The 22511-nt window shown below is 68.5% G+C and carries 21 protein-coding genes; 11 read left to right on the top strand and 10 right to left on the bottom strand.

Annotation, left to right across the window (positions count from 1 at the left end):
• Positions 1–9 precede the first annotated feature (9 nt).
• Positions 10–1068 carry a DUF2332 domain-containing protein gene (locus tag ACLJOO_RS41510; protein ID WP_410793735.1) on the top strand — a complete coding sequence of 353 codons (1059 nt, stop codon included), beginning with the start codon at positions 10–12 and terminating at the stop codon, positions 1066–1068.
• A 15-nt stretch (positions 1069–1083) separates the two neighbouring features.
• On the opposite strand, the gene ACLJOO_RS41505 is transcribed toward ACLJOO_RS41510, so the two are convergent.
• From ACLJOO_RS41505 to ACLJOO_RS41495, 3 genes are all read right to left on the bottom strand, one after another.
• Complete coding sequence (locus tag ACLJOO_RS41505; RefSeq protein WP_410793731.1) at positions 1084–1959, bottom strand: arginase family protein; 876 nt, start codon at positions 1957–1959, stop codon at positions 1084–1086.
• Between the two features lie 73 nt (positions 1960–2032).
• Positions 2033–3031, bottom strand: coding sequence for a hypothetical protein (locus ACLJOO_RS41500; protein WP_410793729.1), 999 nt, complete (start codon positions 3029–3031; stop codon positions 2033–2035).
• Positions 3024–3473: a hypothetical protein gene (locus tag ACLJOO_RS41495; protein ID WP_410793727.1), complete on the bottom strand. Its 450-nt coding sequence runs from the start codon at positions 3471–3473 to the stop codon at positions 3024–3026. Before ACLJOO_RS41495 ends, ACLJOO_RS41500 begins: the two co-directional genes overlap by 8 nt.
• 135 nt (positions 3474–3608) lie before the next feature.
• Between ACLJOO_RS41495 and ffh the strand changes: the two genes are divergently transcribed.
• The 8 genes from ffh to ACLJOO_RS41455 all read left to right on the top strand — a co-directional run bounded on the left by ffh (position 3609) and on the right by ACLJOO_RS41455 (position 13836).
• Positions 3609–5171: a signal recognition particle protein gene (gene ffh, locus ACLJOO_RS41490; protein ID WP_410793725.1), complete on the top strand. Its 1563-nt coding sequence runs from the start codon at positions 3609–3611 to the stop codon at positions 5169–5171.
• A gap of 200 nt (positions 5172–5371) precedes the next feature.
• A complete protein-coding gene (locus ACLJOO_RS41485; protein ID WP_410793723.1) occupies positions 5372–6736 on the top strand; it encodes a lytic transglycosylase domain-containing protein in 1365 nt (454 codons plus the stop codon).
• Between the two features lie 237 nt (positions 6737–6973).
• Positions 6974–8164 (top strand): lytic transglycosylase domain-containing protein, encoded by a 1191-nt coding sequence (locus ACLJOO_RS41480; protein ID WP_410793722.1) that lies wholly within the window; start codon positions 6974–6976, stop codon positions 8162–8164.
• A 17-nt stretch (positions 8165–8181) separates the two neighbouring features.
• Positions 8182–9270 carry an amidohydrolase family protein gene (locus ACLJOO_RS41475; RefSeq protein ID WP_410793721.1) on the top strand — a complete coding sequence of 363 codons (1089 nt, stop codon included), beginning with the start codon at positions 8182–8184 and terminating at the stop codon, positions 9268–9270.
• A gap of 110 nt (positions 9271–9380) precedes the next feature.
• The gene (locus ACLJOO_RS41470; protein ID WP_410793719.1) at positions 9381–10697 is read left to right on the top strand and encodes an N-acetylmuramoyl-L-alanine amidase; all 1317 of its coding nucleotides are present in this window, start codon (positions 9381–9383) and stop codon (positions 10695–10697) included.
• A gap of 61 nt (positions 10698–10758) precedes the next feature.
• Positions 10759–11991 (top strand): histidine kinase, encoded by a 1233-nt coding sequence (locus ACLJOO_RS41465; protein ID WP_410793718.1) that lies wholly within the window; start codon positions 10759–10761, stop codon positions 11989–11991.
• Positions 11982–12620, top strand: coding sequence for a response regulator (locus ACLJOO_RS41460; protein WP_410793716.1), 639 nt, complete (start codon positions 11982–11984; stop codon positions 12618–12620). The genes ACLJOO_RS41465 and ACLJOO_RS41460 overlap by 10 nt, the downstream gene beginning before the upstream one ends.
• A 97-nt stretch (positions 12621–12717) precedes the next feature.
• Positions 12718–13836: a S1 family peptidase gene (locus ACLJOO_RS41455; RefSeq protein ID WP_410793714.1), complete on the top strand. Its 1119-nt coding sequence runs from the start codon at positions 12718–12720 to the stop codon at positions 13834–13836.
• A gap of 42 nt (positions 13837–13878) precedes the next feature.
• Here the strand turns inward: ACLJOO_RS41455 and ACLJOO_RS41450 are convergent, their stop codons facing one another.
• From ACLJOO_RS41450 to ACLJOO_RS41420, 7 genes are read right to left on the bottom strand one after another with little or no spacing between them, the layout of a single operon-like run.
• Positions 13879–14556, bottom strand: a complete 678-nt coding sequence (locus tag ACLJOO_RS41450) for a peptidoglycan DD-metalloendopeptidase family protein (RefSeq protein ID WP_410793712.1) — start codon at positions 14554–14556, stop codon at positions 13879–13881.
• Between the two features lie 59 nt (positions 14557–14615).
• Positions 14616–15965, bottom strand: a complete 1350-nt coding sequence (locus ACLJOO_RS41445; RefSeq protein ID WP_410793710.1) for a flotillin family protein — start codon at positions 15963–15965, stop codon at positions 14616–14618.
• A gap of 21 nt (positions 15966–15986) precedes the next feature.
• A complete protein-coding gene (locus ACLJOO_RS41440) occupies positions 15987–16181 on the bottom strand; it encodes a hypothetical protein (protein WP_410793708.1) in 195 nt (64 codons plus the stop codon).
• A gap of 55 nt (positions 16182–16236) precedes the next feature.
• Positions 16237–17064 carry a carbohydrate ABC transporter permease gene (locus ACLJOO_RS41435; protein ID WP_410793707.1) on the bottom strand — a complete coding sequence of 276 codons (828 nt, stop codon included), beginning with the start codon at positions 17062–17064 and terminating at the stop codon, positions 16237–16239.
• Positions 17061–17978, bottom strand: coding sequence for a carbohydrate ABC transporter permease (locus tag ACLJOO_RS41430; RefSeq protein ID WP_410793909.1), 918 nt, complete (start codon positions 17976–17978; stop codon positions 17061–17063). Before ACLJOO_RS41430 ends, ACLJOO_RS41435 begins: the two co-directional genes overlap by 4 nt.
• 11 nt (positions 17979–17989) lie before the next feature.
• The gene (locus ACLJOO_RS41425) at positions 17990–19279 is read right to left on the bottom strand and encodes an ABC transporter substrate-binding protein (protein ID WP_410793705.1); all 1290 of its coding nucleotides are present in this window, start codon (positions 19277–19279) and stop codon (positions 17990–17992) included.
• A gap of 4 nt (positions 19280–19283) precedes the next feature.
• A complete protein-coding gene (locus ACLJOO_RS41420; protein WP_410793703.1) occupies positions 19284–20231 on the bottom strand; it encodes a carbohydrate kinase family protein in 948 nt (315 codons plus the stop codon).
• Positions 20232–20357: 126 nt separating this feature from the next.
• Here ACLJOO_RS41420 and ACLJOO_RS41415 point away from each other — a divergent pair, with 126 nt between their 5' ends.
• Both ACLJOO_RS41415 and ACLJOO_RS41410 read left to right on the top strand, forming a co-directional pair.
• Entirely contained in the window at positions 20358–21110 is a 753-nt protein-coding gene (locus ACLJOO_RS41415; RefSeq protein ID WP_410793702.1) for a DeoR/GlpR family DNA-binding transcription regulator, read from the top strand.
• Positions 21107–22450: a 6-phospho-beta-glucosidase gene (locus ACLJOO_RS41410; protein WP_410793700.1), complete on the top strand. Its 1344-nt coding sequence runs from the start codon at positions 21107–21109 to the stop codon at positions 22448–22450. Before ACLJOO_RS41415 ends, ACLJOO_RS41410 begins: the two co-directional genes overlap by 4 nt.
• Positions 22451–22511 lie beyond the last annotated feature (61 nt).

The following is a 22511-nucleotide window of genomic DNA, read 5'->3' as shown; positions in this document are numbered from 1 at the left end:
CTCGGCTACGTGGATGTTGTAGAGGCTCTCCAGCGACAAGCGACCGCCTGCGAGGACCTGGGGTCCCCGATGTACGCCGAGCTGCTTCGGCTGCTCGTGGACGACTACGAGGTCGGCGGGGTGTCGGTCGAAGTACTGGCCGGGTATGAGGGCCGTTCGTTCGGTGAGGCGATCGGTCTGCGGTTGCTGGCCGCTGTGCACGGCATGGTGCTGTCCGGTACGGCGCCTGAGCTGGCGGCGTTCTACCCGAGTGTCGGCGGGACGTGGGACCCAGTGCTCGGCTGGGAGGCGTTCGAGCAGGTACTGCAGTCGCGGCTGGGAGAGGTGCGGTCGCTACTCACACAGCCGCCGCAGACGAACGAGGTAGGACGGTCGGCTGCGTTGTACGGCGGCCTGCTGCAGCTGGTCGAGGCAGTGCCGCTGCCGGTGCGGCTGTTCGAGATCGGTGCCAGCGGCGGTCTGAACCTGCGGGCCGATCGGTACCGGTACGTGACGGACGGGGCGTCGTACGGGCCTGCTGACAGTCCGGTGGTGTTTGAGTCGGCCTGGTCCGGACAGGTGCCGTCGGTCGAGTTGCGGATCGCCGAGCGGGTGGGGTGCGACATCGCCCCGGTGAACCCGCTGACGGCGGACGGTGCGCTCACGCTGACGTCGTACGTGTGGCCTGACATGGCGGATCGTCTGGAGCGGCTCCGTGGTGCGCTGAAGGTCGCACGGGAGGTGCCGGCCGACGTACGGCGGGAGGACGCGGTCTCGTTCCTGCGCGCGCTGGAGCTGTCCTCGGAGCACGTGACTGTCGTGTGGCACTCGATCATGTGGCAGTACCTGCGCCGCCCGGACCGGGCCGCGATCGAAGCGCGCCTGGACGAGCTCGGCGCATCGGCCACCGCGTCCGCGCCCCTGGCCCGTCTGCGGCTCGAGCCACACCAGGTGATCGCCCATGGAGAGGGCACGACCGGCTGGGAGTACCGCGTCGACCTGCAGACCTGGCCGGGTGGAGAGCGTCGCGTCCTCGGGCATGCCGAACCTCACGGACAGGGCCTGGTGTGGGACCAGGGAAGACCGTAGACCCCCAGGTCTCGTTCAACTGAGCGCAGCGACGAGGGTGTCGGTGAGTTCGGTGGCGTAAGTGCCGTCAGGGTCGAGGTCGGGATCGAAGATGCCGATGTCGACCCCGACGCATTTCGGGGACGCGAGCAGTGGCCGGAGGAGCGCCCGCAGCTGGTCGTGGTCGATGCCGCCCGGGTCGGGGCTGTCGACGGCCGGCATGATCGCCGCGTCGAGGATGTCCACGTCCAGATGCACCCAGAACCCGTCCAGCTCGGCCAGGTGCGCCAACGTTCCTTGGGCGGCCGCGTTCGGATCGTGCGCGACCTTCGAGGCGGGCCAGACCGGGATCCCGGCCTTCTCGACGTCGCCGACATAGTCGTCGCCCGCCCGGATCCCGAGCAGCACCGCGTTGGTGTCGCGTGTGTACGGACTGAGTCCTTCGAGATCGGTCAGGTCCGCCTGCCCCCGGCCGGTGACCAACGCCAGCGCCTCACCGCCCGCGGCCCCGACGTACGGCGAGTTGTCGACGGTCCGGAAGTCCGAGTGCCCGTCGAGGTACACCACGCCGTACCGCCCGAGCCGCTTCAACGCCAGGGTCGGCCCGAGCAGATTGCTGCACTCACCACCCAGCAACACCACGAACTTCCCCTGCCCGACGAAGCCGCCCACCCGATCCGCCAACTGCACCGTGTACGACGCCATCGCAGCCGCGTTGAACACGCCGTCGCCGGGCTTCCAGTCGTGTATGTCGTACCGCGGCGGGGTCACGCACCCGCCGTCCTCCGCCCCGATCCGCTCCAGGAACCCCCGATCCCGCACCGCCCCCGCCAGCTTGTAACACCCCGGCACCACCCCCGCCTTCGGCGCTCGCAACCCCAAATTAGAAGGCCCATCCACCACAACCCGCATCCGAGTCTCCTAACCTGTAAGGATTTCTGAACTGGTTAGATCGTCGATCCTCCACACCCACCTGTCAACCAGCTCAGCGCTCGCTGCGCGGGGATTCACCAGGACCGCGCGAGCGCGCCGCCGCAGTCCCACGCGCAACCGCCGCCCGCGAACCGTCCCCCAGCGAGGGCCGCTGCCTGAGCGCTCCGATGGCCGGTGCAAGATCATTCAAGAACCGCGCCGCCGGCACCTCCGTCTCCTTGCCGTCCCGCACGGGCGTCGGCTCCACAGCCTGCTGCCGTACGCCGTCCGCCACAGGTTCCTGCGCCGTGTGCTGAAACCTCAGCCGAATCTCGTCGACCTTCGAGTTGATCGCCCGCCCGATCTCCTCCGCCACCTGCCGCCCAGCCTCCGGCGACCGCCGCGCGAGGTCCTCCCACCGCGGATGCAACATCGCCCCGATCAACTCCCCCCGAACCGCCCGCCGCCCCGCCCCCTCCGCAGGCGCCACCTCCGCCAACCGATTCCGCACCACCCCCTCAGCCAACCGATCAAAATGCAAAGCAGCCGGCCCTTGGCTCAGACGATCGATCAGGTCGGACCTGTCGAGCCGTGGACCGGCGGCCTGCGCGATCAAGTTGGTCGTCGCCGCGTGGGCACCGGTGTGCTGCTGCCCGTCGAACGCCAGTCCCTCGTAGCCCGCCAGTTCGCTGAAGTTGATGAAGTCGTCGGCGGCGCGGACCGCCGCAACTCCTTCGGTGATGCCAAGGGAATGATTGGTGCGAACCGCGTTCGGTTCGTGAGGTGCGTCCAGATCCATCCCCGCCTGCGTCGCGCGGTGCAGGACCGTCATCAGCGCGTGGGCCTGCCGCCGATGGTCCGGCGTCTGGGACAAGCCCTCACGGAGGATCGGCTCGTGGACTCCGATCGCACCGGTCCGTTGGTCGAAGCCGCCGAGCCCGCTCGTCGCGTACAGCTCGCCGTTCCAGCGGTCGATCCCCGTCGGGCGTTGACGCCGTGCGACGTCGTACAACCGGGCGAACTCCCGGTACGTCGCGGAGTCCTCGGGGACTCGCTGGGCGGACTCAGCCATCGGTCGACGGGAACGGCTCGTCGGTCAGCGGGAACGGCGGGTCGCGGAGGAAGTTCTCGAGGGACTCGAGGTCTTGGGTCATGGCGCGGATGTCGTCCTGCTCGTCCCGAGGCGCGCGCTCCGCGATCTCCCAGATCTGCCGGCGTGCGTCAGCCAGCATCGTGATCTGCTCATCGGTGGTCCCGGTGGGTGGGTACGCGATCGCGTGAATGCGGTCTGCCTCGTGGAACAGCTCGCTCCACTCGCGGGGCGGCGCCGGAGGTTCGCCGAGGCGTGCGATCACGCGAGCGGTCCAGTTGCGGTCCTCCTCGGAGGCGTCGGCCGGGACGAGCGCCCGCAACTTCTCCTGCTCCGCCGCGACGTCCGTCGGGCGTACCTCGTCGCGCACCCGGTCGCGGGCGCGGTTGGCGGCCGTGTTGAAAGCGGGGATGTCGAGGGGCATCTCGCGGCTCCTTGGGGGACGGTGGGGATGGGAGCACGGTAGCGAGGTTCGGGGGTTTGTTGCCGGAGTTATCCACAGGTTGGGGGGCCGGTAGACTCGGGGAGTTCATCGCTTCGAGGAAACGGACTGTTTCTCGTGTTCGACACGCTTTCCGATCGGCTCTCCACCGCGTTCAAGAATCTGCGGGGCAAGGGCAAGCTGACCGACGCCGACATCGACGCGACCGCCCGGGAGATCCGGGTCGCGTTGCTGGAGGCCGATGTCGCGCTGCCCGTCGTGCGGGAGTTCATCGCGGCGGTCAAGGAACGCGCCTCCGGGGCGGAGGTGCGGGGCGGGCTGAACCCGGCGCAGCAGGTCATCAAGATCGTCAACGAGGAACTGGTCAACATCCTCGGCGGCGAGACCCGCGAGCTGCGGATGGCGAAGCGGCCGCCGACGGTGATCATGCTCGCCGGTCTGCAGGGCGCCGGTAAGACCACCCTGGCCGGAAAGCTCGCCAAGTGGCTGAAGGAGACCAAGCACCAGACCCCAATGCTGGTCGCCGCCGACCTCCAGCGGCCGAACGCGGTGACCCAGCTGCAGGTGGTCGGCGAGCGCGCCGGCGTACCGGTGTTCGCGCCGGAGCCCGGCAACGGTGTCGGCGACCCGGTCGACGTGGCTCGCCAGGCGATGGACGAGGCGCGGACCAAGCAGTACAGCGTGGTCATCGTCGACACCGCCGGCCGGTTGGGTGTCGACGAAGTGCTGATGAAGCAGGCCGCGGACATCCGCGACGCGGTCAGCCCGGACGAGATCCTGTTCGTCGTCGACGCCATGATCGGTCAGGACGCGGTCACCACCGCGCAGGCCTTCCTGGACGGCGTCGGCTTCGACGGCGTCGTGCTGTCGAAGCTCGACGGTGACGCCCGTGGTGGTGCCGCGCTGTCGATCGCGCAGGTCACCGGCCGCCAGGTGATGTTCGCCAGCAACGGCGAGAAGCTCGAGGACTTCGACGTCTTCCACCCCGACCGGATGGCGTCCCGCATCCTCGGCATGGGTGACGTGATGAGCCTGATCGAGCAGGCCGAGCGCAGCTTCGACGCCGAGGAGGCCGCGAAGACCGCGGCCAAGCTGTCCAAGAAGGGCGGCAAGGACTTCACGCTGGACGACTTCCTCGCCCAGATGCAGTCGGTCCGGAAGATGGGCCCGCTGACCAAGATCTTCGGCATGCTGCCGGGCGCGAACCAGTTCAAGGACCAGCTGGAGAACTTCGACGAGCGCGAGATCGACCGGATCGAGGCGGTCATCCACTCGATGACCCCGGCCGAGCGGAACGACCCGAACATCATCAACGGCTCTCGCCGGGCCCGGATCGCGAAGGGTTCCGGGACCGAGGTGTCGACCGTCAGCGGCCTGGTCGAGCGGTTCTTCGAGGCCCGCAAGATGATGTCCGCGATGGCGTCCGGCAAGGGGATGCCGGGAATGCCCGGGATGCCGGGCATGCCGGGGATGGGCGCCGGCGGTGCCCGGAAGGCCAAGCAGCAGCAGAAGAAGGGCAAGAAACGCGGCTCCGGCAACCCCGCCAAGCGGGCGAACCAGGGCAGCCAGCAGCCGCAGGCCCCGCAGCCGGGGCAGCTGCCGGCGGCGTTCGGCGGCGGGCAGGACGGCGGCGACTTCGAGCTGCCGGACGACCTGAAGAAGATGCTCGGCGGCAACTGAGCCCTTCCCGAAAGGGCACATCAGCGGTTTGGTGGGTAGGAGTGAACTCTGGGCGGCCGACGCCTGAACACGGCGAGGCGGTACCGGGTGACGGCGGCGGACGGCGCACCGTCAGCGGTTGTCGACGACCCGGTGACGGCTAAGATCGTCCCTACGCCCGAGAGACACATCACCTGCGGAATGCGTCGAGGACGGTTCGGATGAGGCAGCAGTTCAAGAACCTGGACACGTGGCGGGGAAAGCTGACCGCCACCTGGGTCTGCCTGGCTCCGCCCACCGCCATGGTTGCGGTGTTCGTGGTCGGCGGAGTCACCTCGAACACGTTCGTCGTCGACGCGCACGCGCTGGCCGCCCCGCGGCAGGACGCGGTGTTCGACGACCTGGCCGACGCCGTGCCGAACCAGCCGGGTGTCGACGGCAGTCTCCCGACGCAGGAGAAGTCCACGGTCCAGGTCCCGGTCACGGGTACGACGGACGGCACCGTGCAGCCGATCCCCGGCGTGTTCGGGGACGCCTCGGGGATCCCGGGCACCGTGCTGGCGGCGTACCAGAAGGCCGCGCGGGACCTCGCGATGTCGATGCCGGGCTGTCACATCACGTGGCCGCTGCTGGCCGGGATCGGGAAGGTCGAGTCCGGGCACGCCAGCGGCGGCAAGGTGGACGCGAACGGCAACACCCGCGGCAAGATCCTCGGCCCGGTCCTCGACGGCGGCCCCGGGACGGCGGCGATCGCCGACACCGACCAGGGTCTGTACGACGGGAACACCAGCTGGGACCGCGCTGTCGGGCCGATGCAGTTCATCCCGGGCACCTGGAACGCGTTCGGTGCCGACGGCAACGGTGACGGGCTCAAGGACCCGCACAACGTGTTCGACGCGTCGCGGGCGGCGGGCGACTACCTCTGCTCCGGCGGCGCGAACCTGTCCGACCCGGCAGGCCTCGTCCAGGCGGTGCTGCGCTACAACCACTCGATGGACTACGTGTCGACAGTCCTGCGGTGGATGCAGACGTACAGCAAGGACACCGTGACGATCCCGGACAAGCCGGGCATCATCGACACCCCGGACGACGACGGCAACAACAACGACGGCAACGACGACGAGCGGGACTCGACCCGTACGACGCCCTCGCCGTCAACCACCGCACCGACGACGGCCCCCACAACGGCCCCGACCACCGCGCCCACCACGGTCCCGACGTCGGTGCCGACGAGCGTCCCGACCACGCCCAGCCCGAGCGCGACCGGCTCCACGAAGCCGACCACGCCCAAGCCGTCGGTCACGCTGACCAGGCCGCCGCTCGACCCGCCGACCACCACGCCGACCAACACCCAGAACACCCCGACGACTACGCCGACCACCACGCCGACGACGCCGACCACGACGCCGACCACGTCTCCGACGGGTGAGCCGACGAGCGACCCGACCTGCACGACGCCGCCGACCACGACGCCGACGAGCAGCCCCACGGTGACCCCGACGCCAGAGCCCTGCAGCACGACCGCCCCGGAGTCGAACCCGAGCGAGACCGCCAGCCCGAGCGCCGCCCCGCAGACGACCAACTGAACCTTGGGCCGATTGGTTTCCGGGTGCCTACGGTCGGTAGGGTGAGGTAGCGGCGGTCGTTACCTCGGTGCCGGTTTTCCGAGGGGATTCTGGGCGGCGTAACTTTGCGTCGTCTTGATGTAACTTTCTGGCGCTTGGTTCGTTGAGTGGGCTATGCGCCTAACCCGTAGTGGTAACCGTCGGGTCAAAATCATCATCGCTTCATTGTGTACGGCTCCGCTCCTGGTCGGGGCCATCGTGACCGTCGCCTCGGGCGGAGCCGGTGCCTCCGGACCGCTCACGGCAGGCAGCCCGGTCGCCCCATCGCCTGGGGCCGGGCTGAACAGCGGTGAGTTCGACGAACTGACGATGATCGTGCCGCAGCGTCCCGGAGTGGACGGCCGGCTCGGATCCGACAAACCTGCCCGCGACGACGTCCCCGTGCAGGGGGCCACCGACGGCCGGTCGGTCGTCCGTCCCGGGCGTCCGGGTGCCGTGAACGGCATCCCGCGCGGGGTGTTCCCCGCTTACCGCCGCGCCACCGCGAACCTCGCGGTCGTCCGGCCGAACTGCGGCCTGACCTGGCCGCTGCTGGCCGGGGTCGGCAAGGTCGAGTCCGACCACGCGAGCGCCGGCCGCGTCGACGTGGCCGGCACCACCCGCGGCCGCATTCTCGGCCCGGTGCTGAACGGCCGGCACGGCAACGGCCGGATCACCGACTCCGACAAGGGCAAGTACGACGCGGATTCGACCTGGGACCGCGCGGTCGGCCCGATGCAGATCATCCCGCAGGTCTGGGACGAGTACGGTGCCGACGGCAACGGTGACGGCTTCCGCAACCCGAACAACGTGTACGACGCGGTCACCACGGTCGCCGTCGTGCTCTGCTCCGAGGGCGACGACCTGCGCAGCCCGCGCGACCTGGTCGCCGCCCTGCTCCGCTACCAGCACTCCAAGGACTTCGTCGCGACCGTGCTGAAGTGGATGCGCGTCTACAGCAAGAACGCGGTCCTCGTGCCGAACGCGAAGGGCAACATCGCGAGCGCCAAGACGGACGGCAACGCCGACCGCCGGGTCGACCCGCGGGACGTCCCGGATGTGCCGGACGACACCAAGACGCCGACGCCGACCCCGACCGCCGTGCCGACAACGGTGCCGACCGAGGCGCCGCCGACCACGCCGTGGGCGACTCCGACGCTGCCGAAGCCGGTGGACACGCCGACCAGGACGCCGACCCGGACGCCGACGTCGACGCCGACCAAGACCCCCACCAAGACGCCGACGAAGACGCCGACCAAGACGCCGACGCCGACCCCGACTCCTACCCCCACGCCGACTCCGACCCCGACGCCGACTTCGACCCCGACGGACACCCCGTCCGGATCGCCGTGCGCCGGCAACGAGACCACCACTCCGACCTGCACACCGGGCGGCGGCTCGCACGGATAACCGGATACCGTCGCTGCATGAGCGACGTACTGAGGCTGGTCGGCACTGTTCTGCCGGCCGGTGAGCAGCAGGAGCTTCACCTCAGCGGTGGGCTGGTCGTCGACCGGCCCGCCGCTGCTGATGTGACGACCGTGCACACCGGCGGCTGGATGGTGCCGGGTCTGGTCGACGCGCACTGCCACATCGGCCTCGATCAGCACGGCGGTGTCGGCGAGGAGATCCAGGAGCAGCAGGCGATCGCGGACCGCGAGGCCGGTGCGCTGCTCGTCCGCGACGCCGGCTCGCCGGTCGACACCCGCTGGATCGACGACCGCGCGGACCTGCCGAAGATCATCCGCGCCGGCCGGCACATCGCCCGCTCGAAGCGGTACATCCGGAACTACGGCTGGGAGATCGAACCCGACGAACTGGTCGCGTACGTCGAGCAGGAGGCCCGCCGTGGTGACGGGTGGGTGAAGCTCGTCGGCGACTGGATCGACCGCGACGCCGGCGACCTGACCCCGTGCTGGCCGGCCGAGGCGCTGAACGCCGCGATCGCCCGCGCCCACGAGCTCGGCGCCCGCGTGACCGCGCATGTCTTCGGCGAGCATGCCCTCCCGGACCTGCTGGCCGCGGGCATCGACTGCCTCGAGCACGGCACCGGCATCGAGCCCGGCCTGCTCGGCGAGATGGCCGAGCGTCAGGTGGCCGTCGTACCTACCATGATCCAGCTCGAGAACTTCCCGCAGTACGCCGACCAGGCCGCGGCCAAGTTCCCGGTCTACTCGGCCCACATGCGCGACCTCTACGAGCGCCGCCTGCACCGGCTGCGGGACGCCTTCGAGGCCGGCGTGCCCGTGTACGCCGGAACCGACGCGGGCGGTGTTCTCGGACACGGCCTGGTCGCGCAGGAGGTCCAGGCGCTCACCGAGATCGGCATGTCGGGGGAGCAGGCTCTCGCCGCCGGATCGTGGGCGGCCCGCGCGTGGCTCGGCGCGCCCAGCGAGCTGCGCCCCGGCGATCCGGCCGACCTGGTCGTGTACGACGAGGACCCGCGCGCGAACCCCGCCGTACTGACGCACCCGCGGCTGATCGCACTACGTGGACACGTGGTCTTCTCCCGGTGACGGGAAGAAAGTCACTCAAACACTGGATTCAGCGGAAGATCTTCCCTTAGCGTGGCTGTCGGGACCGCCGACGCCCCTCGGCGGACCAGGCACGGGAAGGAACCGCCCCTATGTCCCGAGTACCCAAACTGGCCGCAGCTCTGGCCGTCGGCGCACTCGCGCTGACCGCCCTTCCGAGCAACGCCGCCCAGCCGCCCCCGTCGAATCTCGCCACCGCATTCCAGACCGCTTCCGCGAAGTACGACGTACCGCGCGAGGTCCTGGTTGGTGTCGGCTTCGCCGAGACGCATCTCGACGGCCACAACGGCACGCCGAGCCAGGCGAACGGCTACGGCGTGATGCACCTGGCTAGCAACAACATGAACAAGACGATGTCCGAGGCAAGCACACTGACCGGACTGTCGGTCGCCAAGCTCTCCAAGGACGACACGTCGAACATCCTCGGCGCCGCCGCCGTGCTCGACTCCTACGCCGATCAAGCCAAGCTGACCAACAGAGAAGATCTCGGCAAGTGGTACGGCGTGATTGCGAAGTACTCGCACTCCGCCGACGCCCCGACCGCGCGGCTGTACACCGACGAGGTCTACCGCGTGATCGCCCGCGGCGTCCGTACCGCAGGGGTCTCGACCGACCCGCAGAAGGTCGCGCCTGACCGTGGTGCCTACGCGAAGGCCGCACCACTCGGGACCGCAGCCGTCGACTACCCCGGCGCGATCTGGAACGCGGCCAGCACCAGCAACTACCGCGTCGGCCGCACCGCCGCGATCACCACGATCGTGATCCACGTGACCCAGGGCTCGTACGCCGGCACCATCAGCTGGTTCAAGAACCCGTCCGCACAGGTCAGCGCGCACTACGTGGTGCGCTCCAGCGACGGCCAGGTCACCCAGATGGTGGCCGAGAAGGACACCGCCTGGCACGTCCGGACCGAGAACCCGTACACGATCGGCATCGAGCACGAAGGTTTCGTCGACCAGCCGTCCTGGTTCACCGATGCGATGTACCGCTCGTCCGCGGCACTGACCCGGAACATCGCCGACCGGCGGGGTATCCCGAAGGACCGGGCCCACATCAAGGGCCACAGCGAGATGCCGAACAACGACCACACCGACCCGGGACCGAACTGGAACTGGGACTACTACATGCAGCTGGTGAACGGCGGCGACCCGAACCCGCCGGAGTACAACTTCACCACCTGGGGCAACGGCGTGAACGTGCGCTCGGCGCCGAAGCTGTCCGCGTCGGTCGTGACCACGCTGCCCGGCCCGACGCAGGTCTTTGTCGAGTGCCAGGTCCAGGGCGACACGGTGACCGCCGGCGGCTACACCAACAACTGGTGGGCCAAGCTGCGTGACCAGCACGGCTACATGACCAACATCTACATCGACGACCCGAACCAGAAGCTGCCCGGCGTACCCGACTGCTAGAAGGCGAAAGGTAGAGCCTGCTGTACCGACTGCGGCTGAACTGATGCCGCACGATAGGAGCATGCTCTCGAAGATTTGGTCCCGGGGTGGTCCGGCCGCTGGTTACTTGGTGATCAGGCACCTGAAGTCGTTCGCGCTGCTGGTCTCGTTGCCGATCGGAGTGCTGTTCGGCTGGGCCGTCCCGGGGCTGACGGCAGCTCTGGTGGAGCTGGCGAACAGCGAACGCTACGCGGCGGCCGGGTACCTCGGCCGGTCGAAGGCGGAGCCGTTGCCGTCGGCGCTGTCGCGGAGAACAGGCGATGTCGTCACGCTGTTCAAGGACAGGTCGTTCCGGCGTAGCCTGCGCTGTTTGCTGATGCCTGTGGTGATGATCCCCGAGCTGGTCGTCGCGATCGTGTCGGTGGTCGGTGCGCCGTCAGCTGTCCTCAGCATGCTGCTGTGGAAGGTCGAGTCGGGCAGTGCGAGCCTGATGGGTCTGGACGTCACCAGCTGGGGCCAGGCGTTGACGCTTGGTCCGCTGCAGGTGCTGGTCAGCCTGGGCCTCCTCGGCTGGGTGACACCGGCCCTGGCGAAGGGCCACGCCAGGGCCGTGCTGACGATGCTTGAACCGAGCCAGGAGCAGCTGGAGACCGCCAAACTGGAGCAGCGCGTCGAAGAGCTCACCAAGAGCAGGGCAGGTGCTGTCGACTCACACGGGGCTGAGCTGCGCCGTATCGAGCGAGACCTGCACGACGGCACCCAGGCGCAGCTGGTGTCGTTGGCGATGCGGATCGGCATTGCCAAGCAGACGATGGCCGACGACCCGGAGAAGGCCGCCAAACTGCTGGACGACGCCCGTGACGGCGCAGAGCAGGCCATGACCGAGCTGCGCGGCGTACTGCGGACCATGTACCCACCGATCCTTGCGGACCGCGGTCTGGTCGGAGCGGTCTCCGCACTGGCCGCCCGCTGCCCGCTGCCGGTAGAGCTCCGCATCGGCGAGTTAGGCGAAGTCCCCGCAGCAGTAGAGGCCGCTGCGTACTTCGTGGTCGCGGAGTCCCTCACCAACATCACCAAACACAGTGCTGCGGGACATGTCGACATACAGTTCGAGCGGCGCGGTTCTGAGCTCTACCTGGCGGTCACGGACGACGGGATCGGTGGAGCGCGTGTCAGCGAGCAGTCCGACCTGCTGGGCCGGGGGAGCGGCCTGCATGGCATGCTCCACCGCGTGCAGGCGATCGACGGTCACATGGAGCTGAGTAGTCCGATCGGCGGGCCGACCACCGTCGAGGTGATCCTTCCGTGCGGGTGATCATCCTCGAGGACAACCCGATCCTCGCGGAGGGCCTGAGCCTGTTGCTCGACAATTCCGGCTTCCAGGTCGCCGCCGTCGCCACCGACGCGGACGAGTTCGCCAAGGCGATCGACGGACACCAGGTCGACATCGCGGTCGTCGACGTACGGCTGCCACCGACCTTCACCGACGAGGGCCTGCGCGCCGCGATCGAGGCCCGCCGCGTCCGGCCGGGGCTGCCGGTGCTGGTGTTCTCGCAGTACGTCGAGGAGGTCTACGCCGCCGAACTACTGGCGGCCGGCAGCGAAGGCGTCGGGTACCTCCTGAAGGACCGGGTGTCCCGCGTCGACGAGTTCCTGGAAGCAGTACGCCGGGTTGCGGGCGGAGGGACTGTGCTGGACCCGGAGGTGGTCAGCCAGCTCATGGTGAAGCGGAGCAGCCCGCTGGACCGGCTCACGCCGCGCGAACGCGAAGTACTCGCTCTGATGGCCGAGGGCCTCGGCAACACGGCGATCGGGGAGAAGCTGGTCATCTCCGACGGCGCGGTGCACAAGCATGTCGGCAACGTGTTCCTGAAGCTCGACCTACCGCCGACCGACTCCGGTCACCGTCGCGTCCTGGCCGTTCTGGCCTACCTCGGACTGTGAAGCCGTAGCGAGCCCTTGACGCGCCTGACAACGTAGGCCACTCTCGTCCAGAGAGCGCTCTCACGCACCGAACCGCCCCTAGGTGAGGAGAGTTCCGATGAAGGTCCTACTGGCCGCCGTACTCACGGCGGCTGTCCTGACTGTGCCCGCGCAGGCGTTGGCAGCACCAGAGCCGCTGGCCGTGCCCGGCCAGTCCGCTGCCATGCAACGTGACTTCGGGTTGACCGAGCAGCAGATGCAGCGGCGCCTGGCAGCCGAGACCTCGGCGGCCAAGCTGTTGCCCGCGGCCCAGAAAGCGGCCGGTGCCGCGTTCGGCGGAGCCTGGTACGACACGGCAACTCAGAAGCTGGTCGTCGGCGTAGTCGGTTCGGCGCGTGCGGCCGCCGTACGCGCGACAGGTGCGCAAGTGGCCGCCGTACCGGTGCCGGCAAAGGCACTGGATCAGCAGAAGGCAGTGGTCGACAAGCTGGCTGGCAAAGCAGTGCCGGCTGCGGTCAGCGGCTGGGCTGCCGACCCGCGGACCGGCAGCGTGGTGATCAACGTCCAAGCAGGCAAGCGTTCCCAGGCCGTCGACGCGTTCGTCGCCAAGGTGGCCAAGGCCGGCGCGGTCACGGTCAAGGAGGTCGCGGCGCAGGCGCCACGCACCTTCGCGGCCGGCACCGTCGGCGGCGACCCGTACTACGTCAGCAACATCCGCTGCTCGATCGGCTTCTCGGTGTACGGCGGGTACGTCACCGCCGGCCACTGCGGTCGTAGCGGCATCGTCCGCGGCTGGGACGGCACGGACCAGGGCTCGTTCCAGGGCTGGTCGTTCCCGGGCAACGACTACGCCTGGGTGGCCACGGGCTATGGCTGGTGGACCGTACCGGTCGTACTCGGCTGGGGACAGGTGAGCGACCAACTGGTCCGCGGGTCGTGGGAGGCGCCGATCGGCTCGTCGGTGTGCCGGAGCGGCTCGACGACGCACTGGCACTGCGGGTCGATCCTGGCCAAGAACGAGACGGTGAACTACGGCAACGGTCAGCTGTTCTACGGAGCGACCAAGACCAGCGTCTGTGCCGAGGGCGGCGACTCCGGCGGGTCGTTCATCACCGGTGACCAGGCGCAGGGCGTCACGTCCGGGGGCTGGGGCAACTGCAGCAGCGGCGGCGAGACGTGGTTCCAGCCGGTCAACGAGATCCTGCAGGCGTACGGACTGACCCTGCACACCGCTTAACGGATTGTGGGATCCCCTTGTGCGCAAGGGGATCCCACACTCTCAGCAGATCGGTACGCCGGGCAGCTGGGCGTTCGGATCGTCGATGTAGATGTTGCTGATGAAGCCGTTCTGGTCACGCAGCTTCGACCACCAGTTGTTGGTGTAGCCCTCGGCGTTCACGGTGTCACCCTGCTTCTGGCAGAGCACCCACACCGAGGTCGGCCCGGCCAGCGTGGTCACGACCGGCGAGCTCAGGTGCGCGTCGGAGCGGACGTTCACGCCGGAGCCCCAGGTCATGTAGTTCTTGCCCGGGCCGGAGCAGCCGTTGTCGCTGGTGAGGAAGTAGGAGCCGTACGAGCCCGGGTAGGCCAGTCCGGACCCGTTGATCACGATGTTCTGACCGACGCCGTTCAGCAGTTGCTCGTAGTGCATGTGCGGACCGGTGGAGTTGCCGGTACTACCGGTGACACCGATCTGCTGGCCCTGCGAGACCTGCTGGCCGTTGGCGACGGAGTAGGCGGACAGGTGGAAGTAGTAGGTCTTCCAGCCGCCGCCGTGCTCGATGGCGATGTAGTTGCCGGCACCGCTCGGTTGCGAGAAGCGGTACGCCGTACCACCGGCGGACGCGAGTACCGGCGTACCGTTCGGCGCGGCCTGCGCCTGCGTCGGCACCGCCACCAGGGTGGCGGCGCCGAGCAGGAGCGCGGCGAGTACTGCGAGAATCCTTCTGGGCGGCATGAGGCTCAGTGTCAGCCGTCAACCAGCAACCTTCAACGGTTTGCGCCTGTAGTTAATTGTCAGGCGGTTTCGTCCGGAACCGGCTCCAGTTTCGGGGCCTCGTCCTTCTTCGTGGCCAGCGAATCGATCAGCTGCTTGGCCAGCGCGAAGCCGGAACCGCCCATCGTGATGGTCTTCACCAGGGTGTCCTCGATGCCCTGGGCACCGTTCAGCACGACCATGTTGCCGACCTTCTCGAACGAGCTCGCCGCGGCGGTGACGATCTCCGGGTAGGCCTCGGCCAGCTGCTGCGCGACGACCGCCTCGGTGTTGGTGGCCAGCGCCTCGGCGCGCGCCTTGATACCGGCCGCTTCGGCCATCGCCTTGGCCTGTACGGCGGACGCCTCGGCCTTACCGTTCAGCTCGGTGGCCTTCGCCTGCGCCTCACCGCGCAGCTGGACCTCCCGGGCGTTCGCCTCGGCGGCCGCGATCTGCGCGTCACGGGCGGCCTGGGCCAGCGTGCGCTGCCGGTACGCCTCGGCGTCGGCCGGCTTCAGGACCGTCGACTCCAGCTGCTTCTCGGCCAGCGACGCGTTCAGCTTCGCGGTCTCCGTCTCGGCGACGACGACCTGCTGGCGGGCCAGCGCCTCGGCCAGCGGACCGGACTGCGACGCCTTCGAGTTCGCCTGGTCGACCTCGGCCTGGTAGCCGGCCTGGGCGATCGAGCTCTCCCGGACGGCCGCGGCCTTCTTGGCGGCGGCGGCCTGCTCGCGCTCGGTCGCCTCCCGGTCCCGCTCGGCCTGCGCGATCCGGGCCGCGGCCTCGACGGCGGCGGCCTGCGGACGGCCGAGGTTCTTGATGTAGCCGGACTCGTCGTCGATCTCCTGGATCTGGAGCGAGTCCACGACCAGGCCGAGCTTTTCCATGTCCCCGGCCAGCGAGCCGCGGATGTTGGTGGTCAGCGTCTCCCGGTCGTGCAGCATCTCCTCGACCGTGGTGGAGCCGACGATCGCCCGCAGGTGACCCGCGAACAGCTCGTGGATCGTGCCCATCACCTGCTCGTCGCTCTGCTCCAGGAACCGCCGGGCGGCGTTCGCGATCGAGCCGTAGTCGTCGCCGACCTTGTACGCCGTGACGCCCTTGATGTGCAGCGGGATGCCCTGGCTGGACACGCATGTCACGGTCAGCGGCGTCGCGCGGATGTCGAGCGGCAACCGCCGTACGGTCTGAAAACCTGGGAGAACCGCGGTGCCGCGGCCGACGACGATCTTGAAACCGAGGGTCTCGTTGACCTGCTCGGTGCTCGAGTGCGCGCCGAGGCCGGAGATGATCAGCGCCTCGTTCGGCTCCGCCACCCGCCAGACCATCCGGAACAGGATGAGCAGGACCACCAGCGCGATCGCGCCGGTGATCAGGTACGTCCAGAGCATTTCCCCTCCAAGGGAACTAAGTTAGATAGCGCGAGCGACGTACACGGTGCGAGGTGGGTCGAAGTCGACCACGATCACCTGCGTCCCCACCTCGAACACCTCGTCGGTCGCCGGGTAAGCGTAGAAGGCCTCGGTGGCACCCCGGACCGGCAGCATCACTTCGCCGACGATCCCGGGTGCGATCCGGCCGATCACCCGCCCCCGCTTGCCTACCATGTTGCCCCTCCGACGTACCGCTGCTGCTCTGGGTTCCGCAGCTTACATCGGAGGATCAGCCCCGGACTGCGCCTTCGGTCGCGCCCTTGATGAACTGGCGGGCGAAGATCCCGAAGATGATCACCAGCGGCACCATCGCCATCAACGCGCCGGTCATCACCATGCTGTAGTCGACACCGTGCGACCGGTTCAGTGTCGACAGGGCGACCTGCAGCGTCACGTGGTCCGGGTTGGTCAGCACGATCAGCGGCCACATGTAGTCGTTCCAGGACGCGACGAACGTGAAGATGCCGAGGAACGCCAGCGCCGGCCGCGCCGACGGCAGCGCGACGTGCCAGTACGTTCCGAAGAAGCCGCAGCCGTCCAGCGTCGCGGCCTCGATCAGCTCGTCGTGGATCGAGTTCTGGAAGTACTGCCGCATCCAGAAGATGCCGAACGCGTTCGCCGCGGCGGGGATGATCAGCGCCTTCAGTGAGCCGACCCAGCCGAGGATCGCCATCGTCTGGAACTGCGGTACGGCGGCCAGTTGCGCCGGCAGCAGCATCGTCGCGAGCAGGATCACGAACAACGCGTTCCGCCCCGGGAACCGGAACTTGGCGAACGTGAACGCGGCCAGCGAGTCGAAGAACAGCACCAGCAGCGTGGTCGAGATCGCCACCACCGCGGTGTTCGCCATCGACTGGAAGAACGCGACGTTCTCCAGCACCTGCCGGACGTTGTCGCCGAAGTGGCCGCCGAAGGTGAACTTCGGCGGGAACCGGTAGATGTCCGCGGTCGTGTTGGACGCCATCACGATCGTCCACACGAACGGGAACATGAACACCAGCAGCGCCAGGATCAGCGCCCCGTGCAGCGCCAGGCCGCGCAGCCGGTACCGCGTCATCGGTCCTCACCCCGTCCACGGAAGATCCGCCAGTTGATTGCCGTGAACAACAGCACGAGCAGGAAGATGCTCAGCGCGATCGCGGCGGCGTACCCGTAGTCGTTGTCCAGGAACGCGGCCCGGTAGAAGAACAGCACCACGGTCATCCCGCTCTGCCCGGTGCCGCCGCTGTTGCCGACCATCACCTGCGGCTCGGTGAACGTCTGGAGTCCGCCGATCGTCGACATGATGACGGTGAACAGTACGACGGGACGCAGTTGCGGCAACGTGATCGAGAAGAACGTCCGTACCGCTCCCGCCCCGTCCACCTTGGCGGCCTCGTACTGGTCCTTCGGGATCGCCTGCAGGCCGGCCAGGTAGATCAGCGTGTTGTATCCGACCCACTGCCACACGATCATCGTGGAGATCGCGATCTTGATCCCCCATGGCTGCCCGAGCCAGTCCTGCTGCGGGATGCCGAGCGACCGCAGCGCGGCGTTCACGAGACCGAAGTTCGTGCTGAAGATCGAGCTGAAGAAGATCGCCATCGCGACCAGCGACGTGACGTTCGGGATGAAGTACGCGATCCGGTAGACGTTGGTGAACCGGACCGCGGACTGCAGCATCACCGCGAGCACCAGTGCGAGCACCAGCGTCGGGACCGTCGACAGCACGAACAGTACGACGGTGTTCTCGAGCGCCGTCCAGAACGTCGGGTCCTTGATCAGGAACGCGAAGTTGTCCAGCCCGGTGAACCTGCGGGCGCTCAGGCCGTCCCAGCGCTGGAACGCCAGCACGATCGTGGACAGCATCGGGTACAGCCCGAACACCGCGAACAGGACGTAGAACGGCGACAGCGCCAGGTAGAACCGCCAGTACGACCAGATCCGCCGCCGCTGACCGGTTGATGATCCGGTCAGCGGCGCGGTCCGCATCGTTGTAGCCGTCACTGCACGCCCTGGCGCTTGGCGATCGCCTTCGCCTTCGAGACGGCGGCGGACCAGGCCGCGTCCGAGGTCTTGGCGCCGGTCTGCACGGTCTTCAGCTCGTCGTGGAACGGCGCGGCGACCGAGTCGTCGAACGGGCTCTGGTACGCGACCGGGATCGCCTTCGCAGCCGGACCGAAGATGTCGATCGGGACCTGGCCGCCGAAGAACGTGTCGGCCGCCTTGAGCTGCGGCTTGTCGTACGCCGCCGGCGCCGACGGGAAGATCTGCGCGTCGGCGAACGCCTTGGCCTCGTTGTCGGCGCTGAGCATGTACTTGATCACGTCGAACGCCTTCTGCGGATCGGCGGCGTTCTTGGTGATCGCGAGGAACGAGCCGCCGAAGTTCGCCGGTCCGCTCGGGGTCGGCGCGAGGCGCCACTTGCCCGCGGTCTTCTTCACGGCGGACTTGATGTCCAGCGCGACCCAGGCCGCCCCGATGTGCGCGGGCACCGTGCCTTGGTCGAGGCCGGCGTTCCAGTCCGGGGAACCGCTCGGCGTCTTGCCGTCGATCTTCATCGTCATCGCCTTGACCGAGGTGTCCCAGGCCTTGCGGATGTGGTCCTGGTCGCCGATGAACTTGTTGTCCTTGGAGATGTACCGCTCGGTGCCCTGGCCGATGACCATGTCGTAGAGGTCGGTGGCGTCCCAGACGAGCAACGCCTTCGGGTTCTTCGCCTTCAGCTGGACACCGGCGGCGAAGAAGTCGTCCCAGGTCTTCAGCTGCTCAGCCACCTTCGCGGGGTCGCTCGGCAGCCCGGCCGCGGCGAAGACGTCCTCGCGGTAGAACAGCGCGGTCGGGCCGACGTCGATCGGCAGACCGATGACCTTGCCGTCCAGCGTGGTGGCCTGCTTGACCTTCCACTCCAGGTAGTCGCCGAGGATCGAGTCCGCGCCGACGGTCTTCAGGTCCACGAACCGCTCGGCCTGGGGGAGCAGCGACGCGATGTCCTCACCCTTCAGGCCGGTGATGTCCGGGATCGACGTACCGCCGTTGAAGGTGGTGATCAGCTTCTGCTTGAAGTCGCCGCCGATCTCGGAGTACTTGATCTTCGGGTCCGGGAAGTGCGCGATGGTGTCGTCCAGTACCGACTTGCCGAGGCCGCCCGGCCAGCACCACATGGTGAGCTCGGTGGCGACGTTCTTCTTGGCCGGTGCATCGGTGCTGTTCATTCCTGACGAGCAGCCGACCAGCGACCCGCCCGCTACGGCTGCGAAGCCCCCGAGCAATGTCCGACGTGAGAGCTCCATGGTTCTACCTTCCTGAGTGTGCGCTGATCAGCGCCTGGAGGTGGTGGTCTTCGGGATGCGCGGCCTGCCAGGCCACGAGGTCGGCCCAGCGCGGTGCGGCGTCCGCACCGCCCAGCCGGGTGACGGAGAGCGCCGCGGTGAGTGCTGCGAACCGCACCCGCTGTGCCAGCGGCAGCTCCCAGAGTGTGGCGGCGATGAAACCGGCGGCGAACACATCACCCGCCCCGGTGGTGTCCGCCGCCGGAACCGCATACGCAGGTACGGCGATCTGCTCGCCGGTACTCGCGTCGAGTGCAGTGGCGCCCGCAGCGCCGTTGGACACGACCACCAGCGGCACCTGCTCCGCCAACTGGCGCATGGCCTGCTCTGGTGAGTCCGTCCGCGTGTAGTACATGGCTTCGTCGGCGTTCGGCAGGAACACGTCGCAGTGCTGGAGCTGGTCGAGCACTGCCGGGTCCCACTGCTCGGTCGGGTCCCAGCCGACGTCTGCGAACACCACGCTGCCGGCCGCCTTCGCCTTCGCCAGCCACTCGTTCGGCCAGGATCCGATGTGGGCGGCGACGGCTCGAGCAGCCGGCGGCGTGGTGATCAGCTCGTCGGCCGACAGCAGGGGAGGGGTACCCCGGGTGACCAGTGCCCTGTCGTTGTCGTAGGCAAGGGCCACGGTGAGGGGCGTCTGCCAGCCGGCGAGTCTGCGGGAGAGTGACAGATCGATGCCCTCGGCGGTCAGGTCCGTCCAGACCCGGTCACCGTCGGCGTCCGCCCCGAAGGCCGCCGCCATGCCGGTCCGCAGGCCGAGCCGGGCCAGCGCGACCGCGAAGTTCGCGATGCCGCCAGGGCTCTCGTGCGACTCGGTGGCCCACACCTCGGTGCCCGGGCGCGGCGCAGTGGGCAGGCCGAGCACCAGGTCCTGGAAGACCAGACCGGACACGACGACGTCCAGCTCATGCATGCTGCGCCACACTCCTGCAGGCTCGATCAAACTCGTTCACGAATCTAAATTCGGTTGCGCAAGATCCGCAATACCTGATCACAAATTTGACTGAAAATGACGGAGTTTGCGTGATACGGTCTCTCTGTGTTGCCGAAGCAGCGTCAAGATCAGATCGTCCGCGCGCTCCGGGCCGACGGGGCCGGAGGCGTCAAGGTGCTGGCCGGGAAGCTCGGCGTCAGTGAGGCCACCATCCGGCGCGACCTCGAGCAGCTGCACGAGGAGGGTCGCCTGACTCGCGTGTACGGCGGTGCGCTCGCGGTCGACGGCGGTGACGAGCCGTTCGCCGACGTCAACGCCGTCCATGCCGAGGAGAAGGACCGGATCGCGCGGCGTGCTGCCGAGCTGGTCGCCGACGGCGAGTCGGTGCTGCTCGACATCGGTACGACGGCGCTCCGGGTCGCACAGCACCTGCACGGGCGGTCGTTGACCGTGGTGACCAGCAACCTCGCCGTACTGGAGGAGCTGCAGAACGACGAGCAGATCGAGCTGATCGTGCTCGGCGGGTTCGTGCGGCGCAGCTACCGGTCGCTGGTCGGCTACCTGACCGAGGAGAGCCTGCGGCAGATCCACGTCGACTGGCTGTTCCTGGGGACCAGTGGGGTCCGGCCGGACGGCCGCGTCATGGACAGCACGATGATCGAGGTGCCGGTCAAGCGGGCGATGATCAACGCCGCCGACCGCGTGGTCCTGCTAGCCGACCGGACCAAGTTCCCCGGGCACGGCGTCGCCCGGGTGTGCGAGCCGGGGGAGCTCTCCATGGTGATCACTGAATCCCACTCCGACCAGGCAACCCGAGCCCAACTGACCGAAGCAGGAGTAGAGGTGGTTCTCGCGTGAAGCTGACGATCCTGGGTGGGGGCGGCTTCCGGGTTCCGCTCGTCTACCACGCCCTCCTGGGCGACCGCGGCCCCGGCCGCATCACGTCGGTCGTCCTCTACGACACCGACCCGTCGCGCCTGTCGGCCATCGCCGCGGTCCTCCGCCAACAGGCAGCAGGCGCAGCCGCCCCGCCCGTCGTGACGGCGACCACGGACCTCGACGAGGCCCTGCGCGGCGCCGACTTCATCTTCTCGGCCATCCGGGTCGGTGGGCTCGAGGGGCGGACCGTCGACGAGCGGGTCGCGCTGGACCTCGGCGTACTGGGCCAGGAGACGGTCGGCGCCGGCGGGATCGCCTACGGTCTGCGGACGCTGCCGGTCGCCGTACAGATCGCTCAGCGGATCGCGGCGGTCGCTCCGGAAGCGTGGACCATCAACTTCACCAACCCGGCCGGCATGGTGACCGAGGCGATGATTCCGTACCTGGGCGACCGGGTGATCGGCATCTGCGACTCCCCGTCAGGGCTGGGGCGCCGGGCGGCGCTGGCGCTCGGTGTGGACCCGTCTACTGCGTTCTATGACTACGCCGGCCTGAACCACCTCGGCTGGCTGCGCGGGCTGCGGTCCGGTGGAGTGGACCGGTTGCCGGACCTGTTGGAGTCGGCTGATGCGTTGGCCTCCTTCGAGGAGGGCCGGCTGTTCGGTGTGGAGTGGCTGCGCTCGCTGGGGTCGATTCCGAACGAGTACCTGCACTACTACTACTTCGCGCGCGAGACGCTGGCCGCCGTACAGGGGGTGCGGCAGACCCGTGGCACGTTCCTCCTGGAGCAGCAGTCCGCGTTCTACGCCGAGACCGGACAGCACCCCGAGCAGGCGTTCGAGCTGTGGCAGAAGACCCGGGCCGAGCGCGAGTCGACGTACATGGTGGAGAGTCGCGAGGTCGCGGACGCGGGGGAGCGGGACGAGCGCGACATGGCGGCCGGTGGGTACGAGCAGGTCGCGCTGTCGCTGATGCGGGCGATCGCCCACAACGAGCGGGCCTCGCTGATCCTGAACGTCCGCAACCGCGGCGTACTGCACCACCTCGACGACGACGCCGTGGTGGAGATCCCCTGCACCGTGGACGCCAACGGGGCACTGCCGGTGACCGTGTCGCAACTGACCGATCACCAGGCCGGTCTGGTCAGTGCTGTGAAGGCTGTCGAGCGCGCGACGATCGAGGCCGCCACCACTGCCTCCCGGGCCACCGCTGTGAAGGCCTTCGCCTACCATCCGCTCGTAGACTCGGTGACGGTCGCCCGCGGCCTGCTGGACACCTACGTCGAGCAGCTCCCGAACCTGGCCTATCTGCGCCCCTGAAGGCGCTCCTGAGGCCAATTGGTTGGGCAGCCTGGTTTCTGGCACAATGGCCTGCTGAGTC

Source organism: Kribbella sp. C-35 (assembly GCF_046549195.1).
In the GTDB taxonomy this organism is placed as follows: domain Bacteria; phylum Actinomycetota; class Actinomycetes; order Propionibacteriales; family Kribbellaceae; genus Kribbella.
Note: the sequence above shows the minus strand (reverse complement) of the source record. Positions and strands in the feature narration are given on the sequence as shown.